Source organism: Alloalcanivorax xenomutans (genome assembly GCF_032810065.1).
Lineage (GTDB): Bacteria > Pseudomonadota > Gammaproteobacteria > Pseudomonadales > Alcanivoracaceae > Alloalcanivorax > Alloalcanivorax xenomutans.
Genome location: NZ_CP136538.1, coordinates 4,348,631 through 4,371,788, shown reverse-complemented (window position 1 = coordinate 4,371,788; position 23,158 = coordinate 4,348,631). Strand labels below are relative to the sequence as shown.

Genomic DNA, 23,158 nt, shown 5'->3' with positions numbered 1-23,158 from the left:
GATTGCGTTGCGCGGCATTATCCCGGTCGCTCACAGGAACGCCAGGTCACCCAACACGCGGCGGGCAATGATTACCCGCATGATTTCGTTGGTGCCCTCCAGAATCTGATGCACGCGGGCATCGCGCACGTAACGTTCCAGCGGGTATTCCTTGATATAGCCGTAACCGCCATGCAACTGCAGCGCCTGGTTGCAAACGTCGAAACACAGGTCGGTGGCGAGCCGTTTGGCCATGGCGCAATACATGGACTTGTCGCTGTCGCCCTGGTCCAGCTTCCAGGCCGCCAGCCGCACCATCTGTTGCGCCGCCAGCAGATGCGTGGCCATGTCGGCGAGGGTGAACTGGGTATTCTGGAACTGGCTCAGTGCCTGGCCGAACTGCTTGCGTTCCTGCACATAGGACCGGGCTTGACTGAGCGCCGCGGTGGCGGCCCCCAGGGAGCAGCTGGCGATGTTGATGCGGCCGCCGTCGAGACCGGCCATGGCGATCTTGAAACCCTGTCCCTCTTCACCGATGCGATAGCGCTCCGGAATACGCACGTCTTCCAGGATCACGGCCCGGGTGGGCTGGCTTTTCCAGCCCATCTTGTCCTCGTTGCGGCCGTAGCTGACACCGGTGGTGTCCGCTGGAATGGCGAAGCAGGTAACGCCACCGGCACCGCTGCCGCCAGTGCGTGCCATCAAGACCAGCACGTCGGTGTCACCGGCGCCGGAAATAAACGCCTTGGCGCCGTTGAGCACATAGTCGCCGCCGTCCTTTTTCGCGCTGGTGCTCAAGGACGCCGCATCGGAACCGGCGTTGGGTTCGGTGAGGCAGTAGGACGCCAGCTGTTCACCGCTCATCAGCCCCTCGGCCCACTGGTCGCGAAGCGCGTCGGAACCGAAGTTCGACAGCATCCAGGTGGCCATGTTGTGGATGGTGATGAACGCCGTGGTGGAGGTGCAGCCGGCCGCCATTTGCTCGAAGATCAAGGCGGCGTCAAGCCGGCTCAGTCCCATGCCGCCGTGGTCGGGATCGCAATATAGCGCGCAGAAGCCGAGTTCCCCGGCCCGCTTGATGGTGTCCTTGGGAAAAGTGCTGTGTTCGTCCCATTCGGCGGCGAAGGGCGCCAGTTCCTTTTCGGCGAACTGGCGGGCGGTATCGCGGAACGCCTGTTGTTCTTCGTTGAGGGAGAAATCCACGGTATCGGTCTCCGCTGTTCGCGGGCGGGCCCGCTCTCTCATGGCGGTGCCAATGAGGGAGCGGGTACGCCGGCGAGGTTATTTCAGATGGATGGTCATGTTCGGGCCGCTGTGGGTGGCGTCGGCGATATCGTCGTCAAACCAGCGGCTGGTGACGGTCTTGGTCTCGGTGTAGAACCGCACCGCCTGTTTGCCGTAAGCGTGCTGGTCGCCATAGAAGGACCCTTTCCAGCCGGTGAAGCTGAAGAACGGCAGCGGCACCGGAATCGGGATGTTGATGCCGACCTGACCGACTTCCACTTCGTGCTGGTATTTGCGGGCGGCGGCGCCGCTGGCGGTGAAGATGGAGGTGCCGTTGCCGTAGGGGCTGTTGTTGACCAGCTCGATGGCTTCTTCCAGCGTATCCACGCACACGCAGCACAGCACCGGGCCGAAAATTTCTTCGTTGTAGATGCTCATTTCCGGCTTCACGTCGGTGAACAGCGTGGGGCCGACCCAGTTGCCATCCGGCAGGCCGTCCACGGTGCAGTCGGAGCCGTCCAACAAGCAGGTGGCGCCCTCTTCCTTGCCCTGTTTGATCAGGGTGAGGATGCGCTCCCTGGCCTTCGGGCTGATCTGCGGGCCGTAGGCGGCACCGGCGTCGTCCCAGGCACCGGGGCGCACCTTGGCGAACTCTTCCTTGATGTCGTCGATCCACTGTTTTGAATCACCGACGAACACCGCCACGCTGATCGCCATGCAGCGCTGACCGGCGGCGCCGCAGGAGGAGCCGACCAGATTGCCAACCACCTGGCTCTTTTGTGCGTCCGGCATGATCACCATGTGGTTCTTGGCGCCGGCGAAACACTGGGCGCGCTTGAGATGCTCGGTGGCGGTGCGGTAAACATGCTGGCCCACCGGCACGGAACCGACGAAGGACACCGCCTTGATCTCCGGATGGGTGAGCAAGGTATCCACCTGCTGCTTGCCGCCGTGCACCACCTGCAGCACGTTCTTCGGCGCGCCGGCTTCCAGGAACAGTTCCGCCAGCAGATTGGGGGTCATCGGATCCTGCTCGGAAGGCTTGAGCACGAAGGTGTTGCCGCAGGCGATCGCCATCGGGAACATCCACAGCGGAATCATCGCCGGGAAGTTGAACGGGGTGATGCCGGCGCACACGCCCAGCGGCTGGATCCAGGAATGGGTGTCGATGCTGCGGGCCACGTTCTCCACCGTTTCGCCCATCATCAGCGACGGGATATTGGCGGCCTGTTCGACCACTTCGATACCACGCCAGACATCGCCCTTGGCGTCCTCGAAGGTCTTGCCGGTCTCCTTCGCCAGCACCTTGGCGATATCGTCGTGGCGCTCCTTCAGCAAATGCTGGTAGCGCATCATCAAACGGGCCCGTTCGGTGACCGGCACCTCACGCCATTCCTCGAAGGCGGCCTTGGCGGCGGCGATGGCTTGCTCCATTTCCTCGCCGGTGGCCGCCGGGGCTTCGCACAGCACTTCCTGGGTGGCCGGGTTGGTGACGGGAATCCAGGTATCGGTGGCGCTTTGCGCGAACTCACCGTTGATCAATTGAGGCAGTCGGGTGGACATAACGCTCTCCAAATGTTTTTAACAACATGTCTGTGGTGTAACACATCCCGTCCTCGCTGCGGATGGGCGGGATTGATCGGTCATGGAGGATCTTGCCCGACCCTCCCCGGCGCCGGCTCTATACCAGCGTATACAGTACCACCGCCAATGCCAGTACCAGCGAGGGTACCAGCACACTGGCCACGAACACCGCCGGATAGGCGCGCTGGTGGGTTTCCTTGCAGATGGCGCGGATGGTGGTGACCACGTAGCCGTTATGCGGCAGGGAATCCAGGCCGCCCGACGCCAACGCGGAAATCCGGTGCATGGCGCCGTTGTCCAGCCCCATGCCCTGATAAATGGGTGCCAGAATCGGCAAGGCGATACCCAGGCCGCCCGAGGCGGAGCCGGTAATGCCGGCAATAGCCGTTACCGCCATGGCGAGCCCGGCGTACTCCAGGCCGGGTAAATCAGTGAGTACCGCGACGATTTCCTTGAAGGCCGGCGTCAATGCCGCCACCGCGCCGAAACCCACCACCGCGCAGGTGTTGGCGGTGGCTACCAGGGCGTTGTCCGCCCCCAGTCCCAGGGTGCGGCCGCGCTGGTGCAGATGACGGTGAAACAGCGTGAAACCCAGCGCGAGACTGGCGACCATGGCGATCAGCAACGCCTCCACCGCGCGCATTTCGAAGACCAGCGCCAGCACGTTGAAGCCACCGACCAGGACCACCAGAGGGGCCAGAGCGGCGATAATCGGAATCGAACTGTCCGTTTCACTGCCACCATGATTGCGGCTGGCCGCCGGCGGATCGAAGGTTTCGCCAGCGGCAATGGCGCGACGCACCAGGGTTCTGATGGCAAAGGCGCCGATCATCAGGATGGTGATGCCGCAGAGGACACCGATGAACCCGCCGGCCACGGCGGTGGTGCCGAAATACTCGGTGGGAATCAGATTCTGTACTTCCGGCGAGCCCGGCGATGTCATGGTGAAGGAGATCGAACCGAATACCATGGCGGCGGGAATGAAGCGGTGTGGCAGGTTGGCGCCTTTGAACAGCTCGTAGGCGATGGGGTAAACGCTGAAGCCCACCACGAATACGCTGACGCCGCCGTAGGTGAGGATCGCCGATGCGCCCACCACGGCCATGATCGCGCGCTTTTCGCCGAACCAGTCGCGGGATTTTCTGGCAATGGCCTTGGCGGCGCCGCTGTCATCCATCAACTGACCAAAAATGGCGCCCAGAAGAATGGCCGGGAACCAAGTGGTGAAAAAACCGGTGAAGCCGTCCATGTAGCTGTCGAGCATGGCATCGCGCAGGGACAAGCCGCTGCACAAGGCGACCAGAACGGCGCAAAGCACCGCCGAGATGATGATGTTGACCCCTCGCATGGTCAGCACCACCAATAAAGCAAGGCCGGCGAACAAGCCAATGAAGCTGGCTACCAACATGTTCAGTCCTGGTTGTTGTTCTTCACCGCCGTGGGGAGCGGGAGGGCGTTATGCCATTTACTTTTAAAATTATTGCGCTTTTGTATCACGGAGAGATGGCCATTAAGATGGCGGCAATTGATCAAAGATGGATAAAATTGCTCTCATGATTGGTGAGCTTTCTCCTCAGGTGGAGACCTCCCAGTGGCCATTGCCGAAAGCCGGCCGGCGGGTGGTGATCCCTCATACGCTGGTGGCGGAGCTGGCGGAACATCCGCTGTGCCGGGACTGCATGCCCCATGGCGTCGGGTTCTATCCCGCCGCGGCCGGACACCATATGGGGCGGGCGGCGCCGCGGGATCATCTGGTGATTTATTGCCTGGCGGGGTCCGGCGTGGCGGAACTGGAGGGGCGGCGCCAGCCGGTGCGGGCCGGGGATGTTCTGTTGTTACGGGAAGGCCAGCGTCACCGTTACCGGGCCAACCCTCAGGACCCCTGGACGATCTACTGGGTGCACCTGGGGGGCGCCGAGGTGGATACCTATTTCGACGAAATCCTCAGTTCCCCGGACGGTTTCACCGCCACCGTTGGGCAGCACTCGCGACTCACCGAGGATTTGGAGCTGCTGTTGACCACCGTGACGCGCTTCCGTCCCCATCACTTGATTTACGCCGCCAATCTGCTCAAGAGCCTGCTCTCTTTCATGGCATTGATGCGGCGGCAGCGTCAGGCCCGCAACGTGGCGCTGGACGTGCCGCGGATCCAAGCCTGGTTGCAGGCGCATCTGCATCAACGCATCGAGCTGGAACAACTGGTCAGTGCCACCAGTGAACTGTCGCTTTATCACTTCATTCGCGAATACAAACGGCAGACCGGGCAGACGCCGATGCAGGCGTTCCAGCATTTGAAGATCACCCGCGCCTGCTATCTGCTCGACATCACCGATCTCAGCATCACCCAGGTGGCCGCCGATCTTGGCTACGATGACCCTTATTATTTCTCCCGCCAGTTCAAGAAGGTGATGGGGGTGGCGCCAAGGGACTACCGGCGAGAGAGGTCGGAGCGGTGACGGGGCGGTTCTTCGTGTGCTGACGAATGGGGCCCGCGCCCAAAAATTCGCCTGCAGGGCAGGCTCCTACAGCCACGTTGCAGCAATCGTCAGGCTCAACCCGCCACGTCACTTCCGCCGCCACTGCAGAAACGCTTCCCCCGCCTGGGCCACCGCCTCGCGCAGCGCCTGCCGACGTTTCTCGTCCTGCTGGCGGGTGTTTTGCTGCAAGGCTTTCTGTAGTGCGTGGCGTTGACTGCGGGGCAGGGCATCGAGCCAGTGGCTGTCGGCATTGTCCAGGGTCAGCGGGTCGCGGCCGGCGTGATTGCGATCGGTGATCTGATACCAGTGTTGCAGGGCGCGGCCGAGCACCACATAGCCGAATTGCGGGTCGCGCAGTGGCCCGAAGCGCGCCTCGCGGCCGCCGGAGGATAGCGGGCCCAAATTCAGGCGATCCAGCTTGCTGGAATAGTAGAGGCTGCCGGCGGCGCCGAGCACGCCGCCGATCAACGCGCCGGCGCCCAGCGTATGGCCGGCGGTGAGGGCGTCCACGCCGGCGCCACCCAGAGCGCCGGCGCCGAAACCAGCGGTGGCCAGATAGGCCCGGCTGACGCCCCAGGCCCGGCGTTCCCGTTCGCTGAACAGGTCATGCCCGGGTTCCCATTCCAGGTGCTGTTCCTGTCGTTGCAGGTGGTGGTGCTGATAAAGCTGCTCCACTTCACGCCGCAGTCGTAGCTCCCGTTTGCGTTGCCAGTCCTGCCAGCTTTGCCGCAACCGGACCTCCAGGGCGGAGCGGCTGGCGTCTTCGCCGAGGCGGGCGCTTTCGGCATGGCCGAGCATATCGCTGAGGGCATCGGCGATCAGTGCCCAGGCCCGCTTCTGGCGATGCCGGCGCTGCTCCCGGAGATGTTCGACGGCCTGATCCAGAGCGGTTTCCCACTGTGGCGCCAGCTGTCCGAAACTGCGCAGCAGACTCAGATGGGTTTCGAACGGCGCGGTGACCGCGTTGAAGTCGCGGACGATGCGGAAGTACTGCCCCAGGGCGGTGCGCCATTGTTCGCCGTGATCGTCTTCGCCGATGCGGTTGATCAACGCCAGACTGGGTTGGCCGGTCCAGCGCAGAATTTCCATTTCCGCCTCGTGCTCCTGATGATAGGGCACCGAACCGTCCACCACATAGATGATGCCGGCACCGTCGAGAATCGGCGTCAGCAGTTCGCACTCATCGTGAAAGCGCGGATCGTCGCGGTGCTGATTGACGAAGGCGCGTACCGTGTCGGGCCGGTCCGAGGCGGAATGGCTGTGCGCCTGCAACCAGGCCAGCACCCGGCGCGGGCGCTGGAACCCGGGGGTGTCGATCAGCTCGTAGAGCAGATGGCCGTCCACACTCAGCGGGTAGCGCTCGCTGTCACGGGTGGTGCCCGGCTCCAGGGCGATGGCGACGGCGTCGTTCTGCGAAAGAGTGGCGACGATACTCGACTTGCCCTTGTTGGGATGGCCGACCACGGCGAAGCGGGGAGCGGTGGTCATGAGGACACCTCCGGGGCGCGGCACAGACGCAGATGGGGATGTTGCCGCCGGTCCACGAACCGGCGCCATTGGGCCAGGGTGGCATCGGATAAAGCACCGCCCGGATCGGCGGCCAGGGGAACCAGGGCGATCACGGTGTCCTCGCCCCATTGTTGGCGGGCGTCGTCGAGAAAGTCCGCCAGCTCGCCGGTGGGCGGTTCCCAGCCCTGGGCCAGGATCAGTACCGGTTCGCGCCTCTGGCCGGCCTGTTCCAGCACCGCCCGATCATGCTCCAGGCTGGCGCTGCCGCCTGCTGCCAGCCGCAATGGGGCACGCTCCCCACCGGCGAGCGCACTGAACAGTCCGTCATCGGCGAGGCCAGCGCCAGCCCAGTGGATTACCGTGCCACTTTCCGGCAGCACGCCATCGGCCGCCTTGCCCTGATCCAGTTCCGGCGCCGGGGTGGCATTGCCGGCGCCGGTATCCACCCACGGCTGTTCAAAGCGTTGACGCAGGGCCGCCATACCGGGATGCCGGGCCAACAGCCGCTTTGCACGCCAACGTAACTGGGCACGGCTCAAGGCCAGGAACACCAGGCGGGGCAGCACCACATAGACCAGCCAGACCATGGCCAGGAATGCCCACCAGGCGCCGAGCCGGGCCGGATCAGCGGGCGTTTGATCGCTGATACGGAAGAACCGGGATTGCTCCACCAGTTCCAGCGACGGCACCGCCGCTGGCAGCCATTGCCGCCATGGCCAGGCCAGGGCGTGGGTGAGTTCGTGGTAGGCCGGGGCGGAGGTTTGCAAGGTGGTGCTCCAGCCGAACGCCAGGTCTCGCACCACCACCTGCACCAGCAGCGTCAGCAGCGCGGCGATCGCGAACGCGAGCCCGCCGCTGTGCGCGACCCGGGCCGCCAGCGGCGGTTGCAGATCATGCAGGGCGGAAGGCGTGGCGCCGGCCCGGTCCAACAGCCGCCCCCAGGGGCGCCAGCCGATTCCCGCCTGCACCGTGGTCAGGACCGCCAGAGTCAGTTGCAGGGCCGCGAAGCCGAGCAGCAGGGTGACGTTGATGCGCTGGCTGCCATCGTAATAAAGCAGCCCGAGCATGGTGAGCACGCCGAGTACCGCGCCGCCGAGAACGAACAGTACACGGGCTCGCCGCCAGGTGCGCAGACGGGGATCGTGGCCGCCGCCGACGCGGTCGGCGCCCAGGGTGCGTAACCAATCCTCGGGGAGTGGCGTGGAGCCGTCCCGCTGTTGCGCCTGCAGCGCCAGTTGTCGGTCCCGGCGATGGAGAAAATCCGGGCTCTGGCGCTGATCCCGCTGGTATTGATCATCGAAGTCCAGCAGCAGGCGCAAAGGGGAGTAGGGCAAGGTGAGCGTCCGTTCCAGGGTTACAGTGATGTATCGAGCAGTAGGATCACCGTCTTACCGGAATGGTGTAGCTGATGTCGTCCTGACCACAGGCGCCGCAAGCGTTGCCGAATTCACCCTGGTCCTCGCCCGCGGCGTTGAAACCGTTCACCGGATTGTAATCCATGGTGCAAACGGTGGGACGCGGATCCGGACAGGCGGTGGCGCCCTCCGGCAGATTCGCGGAGGGAGTGCTGGCGCAACCGGTGGCGAACAGGGCGGCGGCGGCCGTAACGAACAGAATGCGGTGCATGTGATTCTCCTTGCTTCAAACAGCTACAAACGGGGCCCGGCGTCAGCCCATGAATCGGTCGCCGGTGATTCGGTGGTCAGCAACGGCGCCACCGAACCGATAGTGTAGTACGAGATATGGCGATGGCGACAATGGCCGCTACCGGTCCCGTATTTTCAAGTGATGATTTCATGGCATACTGCGGATTCACTGAGTCATGATTGAAGCGATGAACTGCTGTCTGCCTGATTCCGCTCATACCCATAGCCCGGTGGATTGTCCCCGCCGCGGCCGCCGTCCCTATTTTCCCGATCCGCCGATCGTTTTCGCTTAATCTCCCGTTATAGACGGTTCTCCCGTACTCTTGGGTGTTCCACGCCCGAAACGACAAATCGACGGATAGTCTATGAATCTTGGGTTTCTGGTTTTGCTGCCCTTTCTTGGGGCGGTGCTGCCACCGTTGGCTGAACGATGGCGGTTTTCGCGTCCGGCGTTGTCCTGGACGGCGGCGGTACTGCCTCTGCTGGCGCTGGGGGTCTTGTGGTTCCACGGCCGCCGGGTGTTCTCCGGTGAGACAGTACGTCAGTTCGTACCCTGGATGCCGGATCTCGGCCTGAATCTGGCGTTTCGTCTGGATGGCCTGGCGCTGTTGTTTTCGTTGCTGGTACTGGGCATCGGCCTGTTGATCATTCTCTACGCCCGTTACTATCTTTCCGCCAACGAAAAGGCGGGGCGTTTCTACGCCTTCCTGCTGTTGTTCATGGGCGCCATGATGGGAGTGGTAACCAGCAACAATCTGCTGCTGCTGGTGGTGTTCTGGGAACTGACCAGCCTCAGCTCCTTCCTGCTGATTGGATTCTGGTATCACCAGACCGATGCCCGTAAAGGCGCGCGCATGGCGTTGGCGGTCACCGGTATGGGCGGGCTGGCCCTGCTCGCCGGCGCCATTGTGATTGGTCAGGTGGTGGGGTCCTATTCCCTGGATGATGTACTGGCCAGCGGTGATCTGATCCGCGGCCACTCGCTTTACCCGCTGATTCTGTGTCTGGTGCTGTTGGGCGTGTTCACCAAGAGCGCCCAATTCCCGTTCCATTTCTGGCTGCCTCACGCCATGTCGGCGCCGACCCCGGTCAGTGCCTACCTGCACTCGGCCACCATGGTGAAAGCCGGGGTGTTCCTGCTGGCGCGTTTGTACCCGGCGCTGTCCGGCACCGACCTTTGGTTCTTCCTGGTCACCGGTGCGGGTCTGGCCACGTTGCTGTGGGGGGCCATCTGGGCGCTGTTCCAGCATGATCTCAAGGGGCTGCTGGCCTATTCCACCATCAGCCATCTGGGTTTGATCACCATGCTGTTCGGCCTCAACGCCCAGCTGGCGGCGGTGGCGGGGGTGTTCCACATTATCAACCACGCCACCTTCAAGGCCTCGTTGTTCATGGCGGCGGGGATCATCGATCACGAGACCGGTACGCGCGACATGCGGCGTATCAACGGTCTGTGGAAATACATGCCGTACACGGCGGTACTGGCCATGGTGGCGTCGGCGGCCATGGCCGGGGTGCCGCTGTTGAACGGCTTCCTGTCCAAGGAGATGTTCTTCGCCGAGACCCTGGATTCCGGCCAGCTGGGGAGCCTGAGCTGGATTCTGCCGCTGGGCGCGGTGCTTGGCGGAGTGTTCTCGGTGGCCTATTCCGCCCGCTTCATTCATGACGTGTTTTTCAACGGCGAACCCATCGACCTGCCCAAATATCCGCCCCATGAGCCGCCACGCTATATGAAGGTGCCAGTGGAAGTGCTGGTGGCCTTGTGTCTGGCGGTGGGTATCTTCCCCTCGTTGACGGTGGCGGCCCTGCTCGAGGTGGCCGCCCGTGCCACCCTCGGCGGCACCCTGCCGGAGTATCATCTGGCCATCTGGCACGGATTCAATGTGCCTTTGATGATGAGCATCGTGGCCCTGGTGGGCGGCGTTCTGGTGTACAGCCAGCGTCTTCGGTTATTCGCGCTGAATGACCGCCTGCCGAGCCTCGACGCCAAACTGGTGTTCGAAGCCCGCATGCAGTCCCTGGCCAGGTGGGCGGGCACCATCAGCAGCACCCTGCGTAACGGCTCCCTGCAGAGCTATACCGCCTGGTTGTTGATGGTGGTGGCGCTGGTGCTGGTGACGTCGGTGACGCGGGAACTGCTGGCTGGTGGCGGCCGCGAAATGCTGCCGCTGGATGGCGTGGCGTTGCTGTGCGGCGGGATGTTGATCGTCGCGGCGATTCTTACCACCGCCCTGCACCGCCACCGGATGACCGCGATCATGTGTCTGAGCGTGGTGGGGCTGGTGGTGTCACTGATGTTCGTGCGCTTCTCCGCGCCGGATCTGGCGCTCACTCAATTGTCGGTGGAGGTGGTCACCATTCTGCTGCTGATGCTGGCGATGTACTTCCTGCCGGTGCGCACCCGCCGTGAATCCTCCATGCCGCGTATCGGCCGGGATGTGGTGCTGTCAGTCCTGGTGGGCGGTGGTGTCGGCATTCTCGCCTTCATGATGATGACCTCCGGGGTCGATTCGATCAGCCCGTTCTTCCTGGAAAACGCCAAACCCGGCGGAGGGGGCACCAATGTGGTCAACGTGATTCTGGTGGATTTCCGTGGTTTCGATACCTTCGGCGAGATCATCGTGCTGGGCATCGCCGGCATGGGCATTTATGCCCTGCTCAAGGATCTGGAGCTGTACTCGCCGCAGACCGATTCACTCGGGCGGCCCTGGGCCAAGGATGCCCACCCGCTCATTCTGGTCACCATTTCGCGGCCGCTGCTGCCTCTGGCCTTGATGATCTCGGTGTACATCTTCCTGCGCGGACACAATCTGCCCGGCGGTGGTTTCATCGCCGGTCTGATTACCTCGGTGGCGCTGGTGCTGCAGTACGTGGCGTCCGGGGTGGCGTGGATGCATCGCCGCATTCCCGGCGATTACCATCCGGTGGTCGCCTTGGGTGTGCTGCTGGCCGGGTTCACCGGTGTCGGCGCCTGGTACTTTGGCCACCCGTTCCTGACCAGCGCCTTCTGGCATGTGAATTGGCCGGTGGTGGGTGAGTTCGAGGTGGCCACCGCCATGTTGTTTGATACCGGGGTGTTCCTGACCGTGGTTGGCGCCACGCTGCTGATTCTCGCCAACCTGGGCAAATTGTCCTTGCTGGACGACAAGGGAGGGGTTCGCTGATGGAAGCGTTGGTCGCGATCATCATTGCCGTCCTGGTGGGCAGCGGTGTTTATCTGGTGCTGCGGGCGAGAACTTTCCCGGTGATTCTGGGGCTGACCCTGCTCAGCTACGGCGCCAACCTGTTTGTGTTCATTTCCGGGCGGCTCAAGCTGGACCAGGTGGCGGTGGTGGGGCAGAGCGCCGATCCCACCGACCCCTTGCCCCAGGCCCTGGTGTTGACCGCCATTGTCATCGGTTTCGCCATGACCGCCTTTCTGGTGGTGCTGGCGCTGCGTGCGCAGGGGGAGTTGGGCTCGGATCACGTCGACGGACAGCGCGATGAGCTGTACGGCGAGCAACAGAATAAGGGGAGCCGCTGATGTCGAACTGGATCATGGCTCCGATTCTGATTCCCGCGCTGGCGGCAATGATGTTGCTGCTCGAGGTTCGTGAGCGCCATTGGTTGCGCCGGGTGACCGGGCTGACCGCGACGCTGGCGCTGGTGCCGGTGAGTATCCTGCTGTTCCGGCAGGCCGCCACCGGCGACATTCAGGTGTATTCGCTGGGGGATTGGCCGGCGCCGTTCGGCATCGTGCTGGTGCTGGATCAGCTCAGTGCGCTGATGGTGCTGCTGACCTCGGTGCTGGCGGTGCCGGCGCTGCTCTACGCCAGCCATGGCGACGATCGCCTGGGCCCCAACTTCCATTCGCTGTTCCAGATGCAGTTGATGGGTATCAACGGGGCCTTTCTTACCGGCGATTTGTTCAATCTGTTTGTATTTTTCGAGGTCCTGCTGATTGCCTCCTATGGGTTGGCGCTGCATGGGCGCGGGCCGGCACGGGTGCGCGCCGGGTTGCACTATGTGGTGCTCAACCTGATCGGTTCCGCGGTGTTCTTGCTGGCGCTGTCACTGATCTACGGTGCCACCGGTACCCTGAACATGGCGGATTTCGCCGCGCGGGCCGCCGAGCTGGAGGGGCCGGCGCTGACCCTGGTGAAAGTGGCGGGTTTGTTGCTGTGCGTGGTGTTTGGTCTGAAGGCGGCGCTGTTTCCGCTGTACTTCTGGCTGCCGGCCACATACGCCAGCGCTACCGCTGGCGTCGCCGCGTTGTTCGCGGTGATGACCAAGGTGGGCATCTATGCGCTGCTGAGAGTGCATGGTCTGGCATTCAGTGACGGCGCCCTGGCCGGCCTGGGTGATATGGCCCTGTGGACGGTGTCCCTGTTGACCCTGGGGCTGGCCACGGTGGGGGTGTTTGGTGCCCGGCGACTGGGGGAACTGGTGGCCTACCTGGTGGTGATGTCGGTGGGGACGCTGGTGGCGGCGTTGGCCTGGGGCACGGAAGAGGCGATTAGTGGCGCGCTGTTCTATCTGCTCCACTCTACCTTGATATGCGCCGGCCTGTTCCTGCTCGCCGATCTGGTGTCACGGGGGCGGGGAGATGCTGGCGATACCCTGATGGCGGGGCCGCGTCCACCCGCGGCAGGCCTGCTGGGCGCGTTGTTCTTCATTGGTGCCGTGGCGGTGGCGGGGCTGCCGCCTTTGTCCGGTTTCCTTGGCAAGGTGATGCTGTTGCGGGCGGTGCCCGCGCCCGCGTACTGGGCACTGCTGTTGGCGGGCGGCCTGCTGGCGGTGGTCGGCCTCAGCCGCGCCGGCTCCACGCTGTTCTGGCGGGCCGGAGAGCCGATGGCGGGCACGGTGCTCAACAAGGGGCGGCTGGCGGCGGCGGTGCTGCTGCTGGCCATGGCGCCGGCCATGGTGTTGTTGGGCGGGCCGTTGTCGGCGATCACGCAGTCGGTTGCTGCCCAGTGGGCGCAGCCGGATCTGTATATCCACGCGGTCCTGGGCTATCCGGGAGGTGCGCAATGATCCGCAAGCTCTATCCGTTCCCGACTCTGAGTGTGTTTCTGCTGCTGATGTGGTTATTGCTCAGCGGCTTCAGCGCCGGCCACCTGGTGCTCGGCATGGTGCTGGCGACGGTGCTGCCGCTGGGTACCCTGCCGTTCTGGCCCAATGTGCCGAGGCTGCGCAATTTTCACAAACTGGTGCTGTTCGTGTTGATGGTGCACTGGGACATCATCGTCGCCAATCTGTCGGTGGCCCGGCGCATTCTGGGGTCGCCGAAGAAATTGCGCCCGGCGTTCGTCGAGGTGCCGCTGGATATCAAGGACGACTTCGCCATCACCCTGCTTACCAGCACGGTGTCGTTGACGCCGGGGACGGTAAGCGCGGATATCAGCGCGGATGCCAGCCGTATGCTGGTGCATGCCTTGCACGTGGAAGACGAAGCGGTGCTGGTTGATCAGATCAAGCAGCGCTACGAGCGGCGTCTCAAGGAGATCTTCGAATGTTAGAAACGGCCATCGCCATTGCGTTCGGACTGTTCGTGGTGGCCCAGTTGTTGAATCTCTACCGCCTGCTGCGAGGGCCGAGCCTGCCGGATCGGGTGCTGGCGCTGGACACCATGTATGTGAACAGCATTGCACTGATCGTGCTCTACGGTTTGTCCAGTGGCAGCAAGTTGTATTTCGAGGCGGCCATGCTGATTGCCCTGATCGGGTTTGTCAGCACCGTGGCCGTGGCCAAGTACATGACCCGCGGCGACATCATCGAATAAGCCGCGAAGGAGCTTGAATGGACATCGTAATCGAATACATCACCGCGATTTTCCTGCTGATTGGCGGGGTGTTCGCGCTGATCGGCTCTCTGGGGCTGGTACGGTTGCCGGATTTCTTCCTGCGCCTGCATGGCCCGACCAAGGCCACCACGCTGGGCGTGGGCGGTACCATCATGGCGTCGCTGGTGTACTTCTCCTGGACCGAGCATGCCCTGCATCTCCACGAGATTCTGATCACTCTGTTTCTGTTTATTTCGGCGCCGGTGTCGGCGCACATGCTGGCCAAGGCGGCCATGCACAGGGAGCTCAAGTACCGCGAGGACACCCGCGGCAAGCCCTGGAAGCAGTAGGCGGGCCCTCTAAGGTATTGCTCCCACAGCGGCGCCGTAGCGGCCTCCGAATTTACGTTTCCAAAAAAAGAGGGACACAGTGGCCTTCGTGCGGGAGCCCTCGGGCCAGCCTGTGATCCCCATCATGAAATTTGTAAAAGATGGAACCGGCAGGAACTTTCGTTGAGGTGGAGCCGTCTTAATTTACAGCTACGGACTGGTAACCCCCGATCCCCCAGTACCCTCGCCGGTTCGTAGCTTCTGGACACCCCGGCCTCTTCCCCAGGAGGCCGGGGCGGCAAGCCTCCCTGGCAGCGAAGTCGTTCCCTTCCCCCCCAATTGCTGCCAGGGATTTTTTTTGTAACCTGCCTTCCATGGCGGTCACCCTGCCGGGCCGTTGCTGGCGCAACGTCAAAAATCGCTCCCGGCGATTTTTTACCCGAAGATCAGGCCCCGGGCATCCCCCCTTCTTTTATGACCCCCGTCTCCGGCGGTCACACCCTTCCTCTCGACCGTGGCCTGGGTCCCACCATGAATCGCCCCCCAGCGATGTTTTGGCGGTGCCCGTTTCGATGCCTCGGTCTGGGCCGGTATTGCACCCGATACGGAGCAAGGGCTGTGCCAGTTTCGTGAAAACGGGGAAAATGGCCAAAATTCAAAGAGTTGGCGCTCACTGCCGGAAGTGGTCTGGTATTGATGGGATCGTGGGACCGACAAAATTGGGCGCCGGGTGACACAAATGGGCAGTTCCGGTCAGATCGCGGGAGGGGCTTCGTCCTCGATTCGCAACCACTCGGCCATTTGGTCCCAGGCTTGCTCACAGCCCTGCCCGGAGGTGGCGGAAAAAAGCTGCACCCGCAGTGGCGCGGGATGATCTTTGAGGGTCTTGGTGACCTGCATCAAGGCGCTTTTGGCGGCGCCGAACTTTAATTTGTCCGCCTTGGTCAGCAGGATCAGCAGCGGCATTCCGGAACGGGCGGACCATTCGAGCATCAACTGGTCGAATTCCCGGAGCGGGTGGCGAATGTCCATCAACAACACCAGGCCGGTCAGACATTCGCGGCGCGCCAGGTAGTCGTCCAGATGCTCCTGCCATTGCATGCGTACCGCTTTGTCCACCTTGGCGTAGCCATAGCCGGGCAGATCCACCAGCCGGCGTTGCTCGTCCAGGGTGAAAAAGTTCAACAACTGGGTCCGGCCCGGTGTCTTGGAGGTGCGAGCAAGACTGCGCTGGCCGGTAAGGCGGTTGATGGCACTGGACTTGCCGGCGTTGGAGCGCCCGGCGAATGCCACTTCCAGGCCCTCGTCAGGGGGGCACTGTTCGACGGTTTGCGCGCTTTTCAGGAAAGCGGCCTGGTGCAAAAGGCGTTGAGCGGGATGCAATGGCATGGCGGTCCGGTTACGAGCATCAATGGAGGGCATCGCCCTGTCTCCGCAAATACCCATGCATAAACAAGGGATATGACGGAGGCGAGCCCGTAGTATATAATGCGCGCCGTCACGCGTGTGGCGCGTGGCGGGATTTCTACAGGTGTTTGTCTTTAAAGGCAAATTTAGAGACGCGCCTGTCGCCAGCATGACGCCAGCCCATTGGGAGGTATTGCATGAAGGGTTTGCTCGCGGGGTTCGCCCTGATGTTCATCGCCGTGGGCGCCAGCGCCGCCACGGTGCAGGAGCGTTACGACCAGAGCTGCACCTACTGCCATAGCACCGGAGCCGCCGGCGCGCCCAAGACCGGGGATCAGGCCGCCTGGAAACCGCGTATGGAGAAGGGCATGGATACGCTGGTGAAGCACGTCAAAGAGGGGTTCAAGGCAATGCCGCCAGGCGGTATGTGCAGTGACTGCTCCGACGAAGAATACCGCGCTCTGATCGAGCATATGACAAAATAACACGCTGCTTTAAAGGAAGGGCCATGAAGTGTCTTAAGCTGTTCGTGCTGCTAGCCGCTACGGCGGTTTCCCATGCCATGGCAGCCGGTGATGTTGATGCCGGCAAGGAAAAATCCCAGCCCTGCGCGGCCTGTCATGGCCCTGACGGCAACTCCCCTTCCGGTGAATGGCCCAGCCTCGCCGGACAGGGCGAAAAATACCTTGTCGAGCAGATTCAGGCGTTCAAGGCCGGCGACCGGCAGAACGCGCTGATGGCGCCGATGGTGGCCAATCTCAGCGAACAGGACATGGCCGACCTGGCGGCGTACTTCTCCGCTCAGACCATCAAGGTGGGGCAGGCCGATCCGGAGTTGGTGGAAGAAGGCGAGCGGATCTATCGTGGTGGCGTGATCGCTGATGGCATCCCGGCTTGTTCCGGCTGTCACGGTCCCGCCGGTGAAGGTGTCGACGCCGCCGGCTTCCCGTCCCTGGCCGGTCAGCACGCCCAGTATCTGGAAATCCAGTTGAAAGCGTTCCGTGCCGCGGGCCGGGGTGATCTGGGGGACAATGTGGTCAAGCGCACCAATGACCCGCAGGAAATGATGCGTACCGTGGCCGCCAAGATGAGCGACGCGGAAATCAAGGCGGTGGCCAGCTTCCTCAACGGTTTGTCCATCGAGGAATAACCCCGCTCCCGCGCGGGCAAAAGGCAGCTTCGGCTGCCTTTTTTGATGGCCACCCTCCCTGGTGGCCACCCTCCGGGCCGTCATTGAAGCAACGTTTAAAATTGCTCCCGGCAATTTTTTATGACTGCCGTCCATGGCAGTCACCCTCTGGGCCGTCCATGACGCGCGCCAAGCCTTCACTACTGTGATACAAAAGACTCCTATCATCGAAAGGGGAACCAACGGGGGTGTTCATGACTCTTAATGGTTTCGGTTCTCGCTAAAGCTGTGACAACAAGGAGAATTTCATGCTGCGTATGGTTAGCGCCCTGCTGATGTCCCTGGGGCTGATGATGTCCGCCACCGTGGTGGCTCAGGAAGGGCAGCCTCAATACAAAGAAGGCGTTCATTACCGGGTGCTAGATAATCCCGGCACCACCAGTGTCCCCTCCGGCAAGGTGGAAGTGCGGGAGTTTTTCTCCTACATGTGTCCGCATTGCTATTCCCTGGAACCCACCGTGGACAACTGGTTGAAGAACAAGCCGGAGGCGGCGGCCTATGTGCGTACCCCGGTACTGTTCATGCAGCACGCCGAGCCGCTGGCCCGGGCCTACTTCATCGAGGAATCCCAGGGACTGACCGGCGAGATTCACCGGCCGCTGTTCGACGCCATTCACATGCATCGTGAGCGCCTGTTCGACGCCGACGCCCTGGCTGGTTTCTTCGAGAAGTACGGTGTGGAGCGCGACAAGTTCAACAGTCTGTACGGCTCTTTCGCCGTGTCCACCAAGGTTCGCGAGGCGGACGCCCTGACCCGTGAATATCAGATCCGCGGTGTGCCCTCCCTGGTGGTGGCTGGCAAATACGCGGTGATGCGGGATAACCTCAAGAACAACGCCGAGATGTTCGACGTGGTGGATTTCCTGGTTAAAAAAGAAAGTGAGAAGTAAGCAACGCCATGCTGCTGGAACGCGCCCGTAACGCCTATCAGAACTGGAAAACCCGCCCGTCGGGTTTTTCGCTGGCACGGGAAGGGCACCGCCGCACCCGGCGGGTGCGTGAGGTGTCGCTGCCCAGCGACACTCTCAAAATCCTCAGCTTCAACATTCAGGCGGGTATTGGCACCAGCCGGTTCCGGGACTACGTGACCGGCAGCTGGAAGCATCTGGTGGCGCACCCGCGCAGCGTGGAGATCATCGAACAGATCGCCGATGTAGTGCGTCATTTCGATGTGGTAGGCCTGCAGGAAGTGGATGGCGGCAGTCTGCGCTCGCGCAACCTCAATCAATTGGTGCATCTGGCGAGTCTGGCGGATTTCCCGTTCTGGCATCAGCAGTTGAATCGTAATCTGGGGCGTCTGGGGCAGTTCAGCAATGGGTTACTCAGTCGCATGCCGCCCTACGCGGTGGAAGACCACATTCTTCCCGGCTTGCCTGGTCGGGGTGCCATCGTGATCAAATTCGGCCATCCGGTGGAACCGCTGGTGGTGGCGGTGTGTCATCTGGCGTTGGGCGAAAAGATGCGCAATACCCAACTGACCTACCTGGCGGACCTGCTGCGACCGTACCGTTACAGTCTGATCATGGGTGACTTCAATTGCCGGCCGGAGCATCTCTCCGCGTCGCCGTTGACGGATCTCGGGCTGGTACTGGTGGAAGGCGATTTGCAAACCTACCCCAGCTGGGCGCCGGATCGTCACATCGACCATATCCTGGCCACACCGGAACTGCAGGTACGCCACAGCCGCGTGCTGGAGGACTGTCTGCTGTCGGATCATCTTCCCCTGGCCACGGAAATCCGTATTCCCGATGCGGTGCGCGCGGCCAGCCTGGAGCATCGGCTGCCGCTGATCGACTGACGCTCCGCAAGAGTCTCTTCCCACAGCGGCTTCGTAGCGTAGCTATCTCTGAATCAGGCCGGGGCCGATGGTGGCATCCTGATTTTCCTTCGCCTCGTTGATGTATGTCAGCCAGACTGGCGGTACGGCTTGTAACATGCTCCACAAATACATGTTATGGGGCGTGCAATGTCGTTGTTTTCCCGCTGGAAGGGGGGATGGCTGACCTTACTGTGTGTGGTCGGCACCTGGCTGTGTTCGCCCGCCCTGGCGGACCTGGATCGGCAGCGTGTGGAAGCGTTGTTTCCCGGAGCGGACTGGTCCGAGCCGGAAGGGGACTTCCGGGTCCGCACTTTGTCCCGCAACGGCGATCTTCTCGGCTATCTGTTTTACAGCCAGGATGTGGTCAACATCCCCGCCTATTCCGGCAAACCCATCAACGTGCAAATCGTGATGGATCCTCAGGGTGTCATTCTCGACGCCTACGTGGTGGAGCATCACGAACCTATCCTGCTGGTCGGGATTCCCGAACAGAAGCTCCATGATTTCAGTGCCCACTATGCCGGCGTCGACGCCGATCAGCGGGTCGTGGTGGGACGTTCCCGCGACCCCGAGACGGTGACCGTCGATGCGGTAAGCGGCGCGACAGTCACCGTCATGGTGGTCAATGAAACCATCATGGGCGCGGCGCGCAAAGTAGCGGTGTCGCTGGGATTGATCGAAGCGCCATCGGGCCGGCGCCGCGCGGCGCGTATCCGTGGTGGCCGTGGAACCGCCGTGGGCTGGGAGGAACTGGCCGGCAAGGGGGCACTGCGCCGGCTGCATCTGACCCGCGGGCAGGTGGATGAGGCCTTTCGCGGCACCGAGGCGGAAGGAGTGGAGCAGACTGCCCCTGATCAGCGCGGCGGCGTCTTCATCGATCTGTATACCGGCTTGCTGAACCCGCCGGAAGTGGGCATCAGCCTGCTGGGCAAAGCGGGCTACGAGACCTTGATGGGGGAATTGGGGGAGGGCGAATACGCCATCGCGGTGCTGGCCAACGGGCGCTATTCGTTCAAGGGCTCCGGCTATGTGCGCGGCGGTATCTTCGACCGGGTCCAGCTGCGTCAGAACGGCACCATCATCAGTTTCCGGGACCTGGACTACCAGCGGTTATCCGATGTTTATGCCGCCGGCATGCCGGGGTTTTCGGAAATGGCGATCTTTATCGTCCGCCCGGAGCACCGTTTCGACCCCGGCAGTCCCTGGACCCTGGAATTGCTGGTGCGCCGGCAGACCGGGCCGGTCAGCGGCATCTTCACCAGCTTCGAATTGCCCTACGCCACGCCGGAAACCTATCTGCAACGGCCGGAACCCGTGGCGGCGCCCGAGGAGAAACCGGTATGGGTGCGGATCTGGTACCAGAAGCAGTTTCAGGTGGTGGTCATCGGCGTCGCTTTGGCACTGTTGCTGGTGATTCTGTTTCTGCAGGACCGCCTGGCCCGGCACCCGCGCCAGTTGCATTGGCTGCGGCGGGCCTACCTGCTGTTCACCGTGGTCTTCATCGGCTGGTACGCCCTGGGCCAGTTGTCCGTGGTCAACGTGCTGACCTTCGCCCACGCGGTAATGGACGATTTCCATTGGGGATTGTTCCTCAGCGATCCGGTGATCTTCGTATTGTGGACTTTCACCGCGGCCAGCGTGCTGTTGTGGGGCCGGGGTGTGTTCTGTGGATGGCTGTGCCCTTTCGGCGCGCTCCAGGAGTTGCTCAATGAAGCCGCGCGCAAACTCCGCGTTCCCCAGTATGAATTGCCATTCGCTCTGCACGAGCGTCTGTGGGCGGTGAAGTATCTGATCCTGCTGGCTCTGTTCGGTATCTCTCTGGATTCCATGGCCACGGCGGAGCGGTTCGCTGAAATCGAACCGTTCAAAACCGCCTTCACGCTGCATTTTGACCGCCAGTGGTGGTTCGTTCTGTACGCGCTGGCCTTGCTGGTCATGAACCTGTTCACCCGCAAGGTTTACTGCCGCTACCTGTGTCCGCTGGGCGCGGCTTTGGCGGTGCCCAGCAAACTCAGATTGTTCGACTGGCTCAAGCGGCGCAAGGAATGCGGCAGCCCCTGCCAATTGTGCGCCAAGGAATGCGAAATCCAGGCCATTCACCCGGACGGGCGTATCAACGTCAACGAGTGCCACTACTGCCTGGATTGCCAGATGACCTATCACAACGAAGACAAATGCCCGCCGCTGATCCTGAAGAAAAAACGGGCCGGCAAAGGAAAGCGGAGCGTCCCCGAGGCGGAGCGTATTCCCGCCTTGCAACTGGAAGAAGGTTGAAGGCCGTTACAGCGGCCACAGACAACGGAGAAACGACAATGACACACGATCGGTTCAATGACGACAACGGGAACGCCCGGGGCGAGGGGCTGACCCGGCGCGGATTCCTCGGTGCCGGCACCCTGGGGGGCGCGGCCCTGGCCGGTGCCGCGACGCTGGGTGGCGTGGCGATGACGCGGGAAACCTGGGCCTCCTCGGTAAAGGAAGCCATGGCCAAGGCCCATGTGGGGCCGGGTGAGCTGGATGAATATTACGGCTTCTGGAGTGGCGGCCACTCCGGCGAGGTGCGGGTACTGGGTGTGCCCTCCATGCGTGAACTGTTGCGGATCCCGGTGTTCAACGTGGACTCCGCCACCGGCTGGGGGCTGACCGACGAAAGCAAACAGGTGCTTGGCGACAGCGCTCGTTACCTCAACGGCGACAGCCACCACCCGCACGTGTCCATGACGGATGGCCGTTATGACGGCAAGTACCTGTTCATCAATGACAAGGCCAATAGCCGGGTGGCCCGGGTGCGTCTGGATATCATGAAATGCGACCGCATACTGACGGTGCCCAATGTGCAGGCGATCCATGGTTTGCGCCTGCAGAAAGTCCCGCGCACCAAGTACGTATTCGCCAACGCCGAATTCATTATTCCGCATCCCAATGACGGTTCGTCCTTCGATATCCAGGGCGATGGCAGCTACACGATGTTCAACGCCATCGACGCCGAGCGGATGGAGATGGCGTTCCAGGTTATCGTCGACGGTAACCTGGACAACACCGACGCCGACTATACCGGCAAGTACGCCGCGTCCACCTGTTACAACTCTGAGAAAGCCACGGACCTGGGCGGCATGATGCGCAATGAGCGCGACTGGGTGGTGGTGTTCAATATCCCGCGCATCGAGGCGGCGATCAAAGCCGGCAAGTTCACTACCCTGGGTGACAGCAAGGTGCCGGTGGTGGATGGCCGGCACGGGTCGGATCTGACCCGCTACATTCCGGTGCCGAAGAACCCGCACGGCCTGAACACGTCGCCGGACGGCAAGTACTTCATCGCCAATGGCAAGCTCTCACCCACCTGCACCATCATTGAGATCGCGCGGCTGGATGAGCTGTTCGGCGGCAAGCTCAAGGCGCCCAGGGACGTGGTGGTGGGCGAACCGGAATTGGGGCTGGGGCCGCTGCATACCACCTTCGATGGCCGTGGCAATGCCTATACCACTCTGTTTATCGACAGCCAGGTGGCGAAGTGGAACATCGATGAGGCGATCCGCGCCTACAAAGGGGAAAAAACCAACTACATCAAACAGAAGCTGGATGTGCACTATCAGCCGGGACACAATCACGCTTCGCTGACCGAAAGCCGCGACGCGGATGGCAAGTGGCTGGTGGTGCTGAGCAAGTTCTCCAAGGACCGTTTCCTGCCCACCGGCCCGTTGCACCCGGAGAACGATCAGTTGATCGACATTTCCGGCGAGGAAATGAAACTGGTGCACGACGGCCCCACCTTCGCCGAGCCCCACGATTGCATCCTGGTGCGCCGGGATCAGATCAAGACAAAAAAAATCTGGGAGCGGAACGATCCGTTTTTCGCCACCACTGTGGCCCGGGCCAAAAAAGACGGCATCACCCTGGAGCAGGACAATAAAGTGATCCGTGATGGCAACAAGGTGCGGGTCTATATGACCTCCATGGCACCGGCCTACGGGTTGACCGAGTTCAAGGTCAAGCAGGGTGATGAAGTCACGGTGACCATCACCAACATCGACCGTATCGAGGACGTGTCTCACGGCTTCGTGCTCACCAATCACGGCGTCAGCATGGAAATCAGTCCGCAGCAAACCTCTTCCATCACCTTCACCGCCGATAAACCCGGCGTGCACTGGTATTACTGCAGCTGGTTCTGCCATGCCCTGCACATGGAGATGGTCGGCCGCATGCTGGTGGAGAAAGCCTGATTGGAAGGGGAAGG

The 23,158-nt window shown here is 62.3% G+C and carries 20 protein-coding genes; 13 read left to right on the top strand and 7 right to left on the bottom strand.

Annotated features, from left to right (window positions below; all coding sequences use genetic code 11):
* Positions 1-30: 30 nt before the first annotated feature.
* From RYH70_RS20165 to RYH70_RS20155, 3 genes are all read right to left on the bottom strand, one after another.
* Positions 31-1,182, bottom strand: coding sequence for an acyl-CoA dehydrogenase family protein (locus RYH70_RS20165; RefSeq protein WP_063141243.1), 1,152 nt, complete (start codon positions 1,180-1,182; stop codon positions 31-33).
* 78 nt (positions 1,183-1,260) lie between these two features.
* A complete protein-coding gene (locus RYH70_RS20160; RefSeq protein ID WP_022994661.1) occupies positions 1,261-2,766 on the bottom strand; it encodes a CoA-acylating methylmalonate-semialdehyde dehydrogenase in 1,506 nt (501 codons plus the stop codon).
* A 118-nt stretch (positions 2,767-2,884) separates the two neighbouring features.
* Complete coding sequence (locus tag RYH70_RS20155) at positions 2,885-4,195, bottom strand: GntP family permease (protein WP_179746428.1); 1,311 nt, start codon at positions 4,193-4,195, stop codon at positions 2,885-2,887.
* A gap of 127 nt (positions 4,196-4,322) precedes the next feature.
* Here RYH70_RS20155 and RYH70_RS20150 point away from each other — a divergent pair, with 127 nt between their 5' ends.
* A complete protein-coding gene (locus RYH70_RS20150; protein ID WP_022994663.1) occupies positions 4,323-5,243 on the top strand; it encodes an AraC family transcriptional regulator in 921 nt (306 codons plus the stop codon).
* Between the two features lie 108 nt (positions 5,244-5,351).
* Here the strand turns inward: RYH70_RS20150 and RYH70_RS20145 are convergent, their stop codons facing one another.
* The 3 genes from RYH70_RS20145 to RYH70_RS20135 are packed head-to-tail and all read right to left on the bottom strand — an operon-like array spanning position 5,352 to position 8,399.
* Entirely contained in the window at positions 5,352-6,752 is a 1,401-nt protein-coding gene (locus RYH70_RS20145) for a GTPase/DUF3482 domain-containing protein (RefSeq protein WP_022994664.1), read from the bottom strand.
* Positions 6,749-8,107, bottom strand: a complete 1,359-nt coding sequence (locus RYH70_RS20140; protein WP_284455344.1) for a DUF2868 domain-containing protein — start codon at positions 8,105-8,107, stop codon at positions 6,749-6,751. Before RYH70_RS20140 ends, RYH70_RS20145 begins: the two co-directional genes overlap by 4 nt.
* A 46-nt stretch (positions 8,108-8,153) precedes the next feature.
* Positions 8,154-8,399 (bottom strand): hypothetical protein, encoded by a 246-nt coding sequence (locus tag RYH70_RS20135; RefSeq protein WP_022994666.1) that lies wholly within the window; start codon positions 8,397-8,399, stop codon positions 8,154-8,156.
* Between the two features lie 385 nt (positions 8,400-8,784).
* Here RYH70_RS20135 and RYH70_RS20130 point away from each other — a divergent pair, with 385 nt between their 5' ends.
* Genes RYH70_RS20130 through RYH70_RS20105 form a run of 6 tightly spaced genes read left to right on the top strand, consistent with a single transcriptional unit; the run spans position 8,785 to position 14,530 of the window.
* Entirely contained in the window at positions 8,785-11,583 is a 2,799-nt protein-coding gene (locus tag RYH70_RS20130) for a monovalent cation/H+ antiporter subunit A (RefSeq protein WP_026948736.1), read from the top strand.
* A complete protein-coding gene (locus RYH70_RS20125; protein ID WP_026948735.1) occupies positions 11,583-11,942 on the top strand; it encodes a Na+/H+ antiporter subunit C in 360 nt (119 codons plus the stop codon). Before RYH70_RS20130 ends, RYH70_RS20125 begins: the two co-directional genes overlap by 1 nt.
* Complete coding sequence (locus RYH70_RS20120; RefSeq protein ID WP_022994669.1) at positions 11,942-13,432, top strand: monovalent cation/H+ antiporter subunit D; 1,491 nt, start codon at positions 11,942-11,944, stop codon at positions 13,430-13,432. Before RYH70_RS20125 ends, RYH70_RS20120 begins: the two co-directional genes overlap by 1 nt.
* Positions 13,429-13,917, top strand: coding sequence for a Na+/H+ antiporter subunit E (locus RYH70_RS20115; RefSeq protein WP_022994670.1), 489 nt, complete (start codon positions 13,429-13,431; stop codon positions 13,915-13,917). Before RYH70_RS20120 ends, RYH70_RS20115 begins: the two co-directional genes overlap by 4 nt.
* A complete protein-coding gene (locus RYH70_RS20110; RefSeq protein ID WP_022994671.1) occupies positions 13,911-14,180 on the top strand; it encodes a K+/H+ antiporter subunit F in 270 nt (89 codons plus the stop codon). Before RYH70_RS20115 ends, RYH70_RS20110 begins: the two co-directional genes overlap by 7 nt.
* A gap of 17 nt (positions 14,181-14,197) precedes the next feature.
* Complete coding sequence (locus tag RYH70_RS20105) at positions 14,198-14,530, top strand: Na+/H+ antiporter subunit G (protein WP_022994672.1); 333 nt, start codon at positions 14,198-14,200, stop codon at positions 14,528-14,530.
* A gap of 732 nt (positions 14,531-15,262) precedes the next feature.
* Here the strand turns inward: RYH70_RS20105 and yihA are convergent.
* The gene (gene yihA / locus RYH70_RS20100; RefSeq protein ID WP_026948734.1) at positions 15,263-15,898 is read right to left on the bottom strand and encodes a ribosome biogenesis GTP-binding protein YihA/YsxC; all 636 of its coding nucleotides are present in this window, start codon (positions 15,896-15,898) and stop codon (positions 15,263-15,265) included.
* Between the two features lie 215 nt (positions 15,899-16,113).
* On the opposite strand from yihA, the gene RYH70_RS20095 reads away from it, so the two are divergent.
* From RYH70_RS20095 to nosZ, 6 genes are all read left to right on the top strand, one after another.
* Complete coding sequence (locus tag RYH70_RS20095; protein ID WP_022994674.1) at positions 16,114-16,401, top strand: c-type cytochrome; 288 nt, start codon at positions 16,114-16,116, stop codon at positions 16,399-16,401.
* A gap of 23 nt (positions 16,402-16,424) precedes the next feature.
* Positions 16,425-17,066, top strand: coding sequence for a c-type cytochrome (locus tag RYH70_RS20090; protein WP_284455345.1), 642 nt, complete (start codon positions 16,425-16,427; stop codon positions 17,064-17,066).
* A gap of 287 nt (positions 17,067-17,353) precedes the next feature.
* Positions 17,354-17,995 carry a thiol:disulfide interchange protein DsbA/DsbL gene (locus RYH70_RS20085; protein ID WP_022994676.1) on the top strand — a complete coding sequence of 214 codons (642 nt, stop codon included), beginning with the start codon at positions 17,354-17,356 and terminating at the stop codon, positions 17,993-17,995.
* 8 nt (positions 17,996-18,003) lie between these two features.
* On the top strand, positions 18,004-18,903 hold the full coding sequence (locus tag RYH70_RS20080) for an endonuclease/exonuclease/phosphatase family protein (RefSeq protein WP_026948732.1): 900 nt from the start codon (positions 18,004-18,006) through the stop codon (positions 18,901-18,903).
* Between the two features lie 168 nt (positions 18,904-19,071).
* Positions 19,072-21,198 (top strand): transcriptional regulator NosR, encoded by a 2,127-nt coding sequence (gene nosR, locus RYH70_RS20075; RefSeq protein ID WP_317009574.1) that lies wholly within the window; start codon positions 19,072-19,074, stop codon positions 21,196-21,198.
* A gap of 38 nt (positions 21,199-21,236) precedes the next feature.
* On the top strand, positions 21,237-23,144 hold the full coding sequence (gene nosZ, locus RYH70_RS20070) for a TAT-dependent nitrous-oxide reductase (RefSeq protein ID WP_026948730.1): 1,908 nt from the start codon (positions 21,237-21,239) through the stop codon (positions 23,142-23,144).
* Positions 23,145-23,158: the final 14 nt, after the last annotated feature.

Coding starts and splice junctions, on each gene's coding strand:
- RYH70_RS20160 (WP_022994661.1), bottom strand. CDS start 2,766: ATGTCCACCCGACTGCCTCAATTGATCAACGGTGAGTTCGCGCAAAGC.
- RYH70_RS20155 (WP_179746428.1), bottom strand. CDS start 4,195: ATGTTGGTAGCCAGCTTCATTGGCTTGTTCGCCGGCCTTGCTTTATTG.
- RYH70_RS20150 (WP_022994663.1), top strand. CDS start 4,323: ATGGATAAAATTGCTCTCATGATTGGTGAGCTTTCTCCTCAGGTGGAG.
- RYH70_RS20145 (WP_022994664.1), bottom strand. CDS start 6,752: ATGACCACCGCTCCCCGCTTCGCCGTGGTCGGCCATCCCAACAAGGGC.
- RYH70_RS20135 (WP_022994666.1), bottom strand. CDS start 8,399: ATGCACCGCATTCTGTTCGTTACGGCCGCCGCCGCCCTGTTCGCCACC.
- RYH70_RS20130 (WP_026948736.1), top strand. CDS start 8,785: ATGAATCTTGGGTTTCTGGTTTTGCTGCCCTTTCTTGGGGCGGTGCTG.
- RYH70_RS20125 (WP_026948735.1), top strand. CDS start 11,583: ATGGAAGCGTTGGTCGCGATCATCATTGCCGTCCTGGTGGGCAGCGGT.
- RYH70_RS20120 (WP_022994669.1), top strand. CDS start 11,942: ATGTCGAACTGGATCATGGCTCCGATTCTGATTCCCGCGCTGGCGGCA.
- RYH70_RS20115 (WP_022994670.1), top strand. CDS start 13,429: ATGATCCGCAAGCTCTATCCGTTCCCGACTCTGAGTGTGTTTCTGCTG.
- RYH70_RS20110 (WP_022994671.1), top strand. CDS start 13,911: ATGTTAGAAACGGCCATCGCCATTGCGTTCGGACTGTTCGTGGTGGCC.
- RYH70_RS20105 (WP_022994672.1), top strand. CDS start 14,198: ATGGACATCGTAATCGAATACATCACCGCGATTTTCCTGCTGATTGGC.
- yihA (WP_026948734.1), bottom strand. CDS start 15,898: ATGCCATTGCATCCCGCTCAACGCCTTTTGCACCAGGCCGCTTTCCTG.
- RYH70_RS20095 (WP_022994674.1), top strand. CDS start 16,114: ATGAAGGGTTTGCTCGCGGGGTTCGCCCTGATGTTCATCGCCGTGGGC.
- RYH70_RS20090 (WP_284455345.1), top strand. CDS start 16,425: ATGAAGTGTCTTAAGCTGTTCGTGCTGCTAGCCGCTACGGCGGTTTCC.
- RYH70_RS20085 (WP_022994676.1), top strand. CDS start 17,354: ATGCTGCGTATGGTTAGCGCCCTGCTGATGTCCCTGGGGCTGATGATG.
- RYH70_RS20080 (WP_026948732.1), top strand. CDS start 18,004: ATGCTGCTGGAACGCGCCCGTAACGCCTATCAGAACTGGAAAACCCGC.
- nosR (WP_317009574.1), top strand. CDS start 19,072: ATGTCGTTGTTTTCCCGCTGGAAGGGGGGATGGCTGACCTTACTGTGT.
- nosZ (WP_026948730.1), top strand. CDS start 21,237: ATGACACACGATCGGTTCAATGACGACAACGGGAACGCCCGGGGCGAG.